This is a genomic window from Xanthobacter autotrophicus (assembly GCF_030015065.1).
Classification (GTDB): Bacteria; Pseudomonadota; Alphaproteobacteria; order Rhizobiales; family Xanthobacteraceae; genus Xanthobacter; species Xanthobacter autotrophicus_D.
In genome coordinates, this window is the sequence record NZ_JAIVFN010000214.1 from 1 (window position 1) to 3,177 (window position 3,177).

5 protein-coding genes are annotated in these 3,177 nt (G+C 65.8%); all 5 read left to right on the forward strand.

Annotation, left to right across the window (positions count from 1 at the left end):
- Window positions 1–438, forward strand: a 438-nt coding sequence (locus tag K9U40_RS22350; RefSeq protein WP_282892306.1) for a type IV secretion system protein, incomplete at its 5' end; no start/stop codon positions are given.
- 39 nt (window positions 439–477) lie between these two features.
- Entirely contained in the window at window positions 478–759 is a 282-nt protein-coding gene (locus K9U40_RS22355; RefSeq protein ID WP_282639138.1) for a hypothetical protein, read from the forward strand.
- The gene (locus K9U40_RS22360) at window positions 759–1,430 is read left to right on the forward strand and encodes a virB8 family protein (protein WP_282639177.1); all 672 of its coding nucleotides are present in this window, start codon (window positions 759–761) and stop codon (window positions 1,428–1,430) included. Before K9U40_RS22355 ends, K9U40_RS22360 begins: the two co-directional genes overlap by 1 nt.
- Window positions 1,427–2,287 (forward strand): P-type conjugative transfer protein VirB9, encoded by an 861-nt coding sequence (virB9, locus tag K9U40_RS22365; protein ID WP_282639137.1) that lies wholly within the window; start codon window positions 1,427–1,429, stop codon window positions 2,285–2,287. The genes K9U40_RS22360 and virB9 overlap by 4 nt, the downstream gene beginning before the upstream one ends.
- Window positions 2,288–2,296: 9 nt before the next feature.
- Window positions 2,297–3,177: TrbI/VirB10 family protein (locus K9U40_RS22370; protein ID WP_282892307.1), on the forward strand; the 881-nt coding region annotated here is incomplete at its 3' end.

The window sequence follows — 3,177 nt, forward strand, 5'->3', positions numbered from 1 at the left end:
GTCGCGCTCGCGATCGTCCTGGCCATAGGTCCGATCTTCGTCGTCCTGGCCATGTTCCAGTCGACCCGCCGGTTCACCGAGGCGTGGATCGGCCAGATGGCAAACTTCGTCATCCTGCAGGTCCTCGTCATCGCCGTGGGGTCGCTGCTGGTGACCTGCCTGGATGCCACGTTCGCCACCATGGACTCGTATGCCGACGTGCTGATGCGGCCGATCGCGCTCGGCGCCATCGCGCTTTCCGCCCTCTACGTCTTTTACCAACTGCCCGGGATCGCGTCCGCGCTTGCCGCGGGTGGGGCGTCGCTGACCTACGGCTATGGCGCCGCGCGCGATGCGCATGAAGGCACGGTCGCCCGAAGCACCAGGTATGCGGCCCGCGCCGTCGGCCGAGGCTTCCGCGCCGCGGGGCGCAGCTTCCGATCGGGCGGAGCCGGCTGACGCCGTTTCCTGAGAGCAGAATTCAAAGGCGGGTGGTGCATGTTGCGTATGTCCCTGTTGCTTTGCGTGGCGTCGGTTCTCAGCGGATGCGCATCGCTGTCCTATCCCTTGCCCAAGTGCGACGGCTACGCACGCCGGCCGCTCAACCGCGCCATGTGGCAGTGGGAGGGCAGCGCCGGTGTGAAGGCGCAATCTGACGCTGCGCCTCTGGTGCCGAGCCGTGCAACGGCATTTGCCGATGAGCGGCCGACATCGCCGCCTGGTCCGTTTGCGTATCTTGACGTCGCAGGTTCCTACCGATCTTGCACGGGGCGGGGATGATGGTGACCAACGACAGCCTCAAAAGCTATTTTGAGAAGGCGCGGCGGTTCGATCAGGACCGGATGATCCGAGCGGAGCGGTCGGCACGGGTCGCCTGGTTCGTGGCGATCTGTGCCAGTATCCTGGCGGCGGCCGCGGTCTTCGCGGTCGCCGGCCTGACCCCGCTGAAGACCGTTCAGCCCTTCGTTGTCCGGGTCGACAATTCCACGGGCATCGTGGATGTGGTCTCGGCGCTGACCTCGACGGCGGGAGCCTACGACGAGGCCGTCACCAAATACTTCGCGGCGCGATACGTCCGGGCACGGGAAGCCTATGTCTGGAGCGAGGCGGAAGAAAACTTCCGCACCGCTTCCCTGCTGTCCACCCAGGCGGAGCAGCAGCGCTTCGCCGCACTTTACCGCGGGAGCAACCCGGAATCGCCGCAGAATATCTATGGGCGCAAGGCCACCGCCCGGGTCAACATCGTCTCGATCTCGTTGATCAATCCGCATGTGGTGTCGGTCCGCTACATCCGCACGGTCACCCGCGGAGAGGATGTGCGCACCACCCATTGGGTGGCGACGCTGACCTTCGCCTATGTCAACGCGCCCATGTCCTCGACGGATCGCCTGGTCAATCCCCTCGGGTTCGTCGTGAGCGAATACCGGGCCGATCCGGAGGCCATCAATTGAAGCGCGCCGTACTCTTCGCCGCAGTGGTCTCGGTGTGCCTCGCCTCAGCCGCACAAGCGCTCGAGACGCCCTCCAGCGCGCCTCAGGACAACCGGGTTCGATTCGTTGATTACGAGCCCTACAACATCACCAGGATCGTGGGCTCGCTGCGCTCTTCGGTTCAGGTGGAGTTCGCCGAGGACGAGGAGATCGCCCATGTGGCGCTCGGCAATACGGTCGCCTGGGAGGTCGCGCCCGCCGGGAACATCCTGTTCCTGAAGCCGCGCGAGAACCAACCCGTGACCAACATCTCGGTGGTGACAACGCGGCGCAATGGGGCAACGCGCAGCTATCAAATGGAGCTCACGGTGCGCGACGGCTCGGTCGCCTCGGGTCAGCCCACCTATTTCTATGTGAAATTCCGCTATCCGGCCGACGATGCGGAGCGCAGGCGCCGGGACGCAGCCGCGCGGGCACAGGCAGCCCAGGCCGGTTATGCCGACAAGGTGCTCACCTTCCACGAGCAATATGGCCCGCGAAACTGGCGCTATTCGGCGCAGGGCTCCCCCGCCCTCGAGCCCGAAGCGGTCTACGACAACGGCAAGCTCACGACCTTTGCCTTCACCGGCAATCAGGAGATGCCGGCGATCTACATGGAGAGCTCGGACGGGACCGAGAGCCTCGTGCCGAAATCGGTCGAGGGTGACCTAGTGCTCGTCCAGGCCATCAGCCGCAAGTTCATCCTGCGACGCGGTGGCGACGTGCTCTGCATCTTCAACGAGGCCTATGACCAGGTCGGGATCAACCCGGGTACCAACACGACCTCTCCCTCGGTTGAGCGGGTTGTGAAGCCACAAGCGGCGCCCAGAGCGCAATAGGGGCTGGCGATGGCGGACGAAATTGATAACGGCGTGCCGGGAGAGCGAGGGCAGGCAGTCACCGGCCGGCGGCAGGATAATCCGCTGCTAAAGCGCGGCGCCGTGGTGCTGGCCGTCATCGCATTCGTCGCCTTTGCCATGTGGTCGATGCGAGATCGAGGACCGCCGACGGACGCCGAGAAGCCGGAGCGTGTCGTCATCCGGCAGACGACGGATTTCGAGCCAGCCCGTCAGCCCGCACCCCCGCCCGCAACCGCGCCGGAGGTGAAGTTGCCGACACCAGTCGTCGCACCGCAATCTGCCCCGCCGGAGGATCCGATGCTCGATGCCGCCCGTCGCGCCCCGGTGATGGCGTTCGGCGCACAGCGCGGCTCACAGAATCGGCCACAAACTGCCGGCGTTCCGGCCGACGCCAGCACCAGCTATGTGCCGCCAAATGCCGCTCGCGGCAGCTTCAACGGTCCCGGCGAGAACGAGGACCAGCGCTTCGGCCGGATGATGACGCCGACACGCCTCGAAGGGTCACGCGCCGGCACGCTGGGAAATCGAGACTTCATCATCGCCATGGGCACGTCGATCCCCTGCATCCTGGAGACCGCCCTATCCTCTGACCAGCCGGGCTTCGCCAGCTGCGTCATCAATCGCGACGTGCTGTCGGACAACAGCCGCGTCGTGCTGATGGAGAAGGGCACACAGGTCATCGGAGAGTATCGCGGCGGCCTGCGCCGGGGACAGGCTCGCCTCTTCGTGCTGTGGAATCGGGCCAAGACCCCGAAGGGCATCATCATCACGCTCGCCTCGCCCGCGACCGACGCTTTGGGCCGGGCCGGCATGGACGGCTATGTCGACACCCATTGGTGGGAGCGCTTCGGCAGCGCCCTGCTGCTTTC

Coding starts and splice junctions, on each gene's coding strand:
- K9U40_RS22360 (WP_282639177.1), top strand. CDS start 759: ATGGTGACCAACGACAGCCTCAAAAGCTATTTTGAGAAGGCGCGGCGG.
- K9U40_RS22355 (WP_282639138.1), top strand. CDS start 478: ATGTTGCGTATGTCCCTGTTGCTTTGCGTGGCGTCGGTTCTCAGCGGA.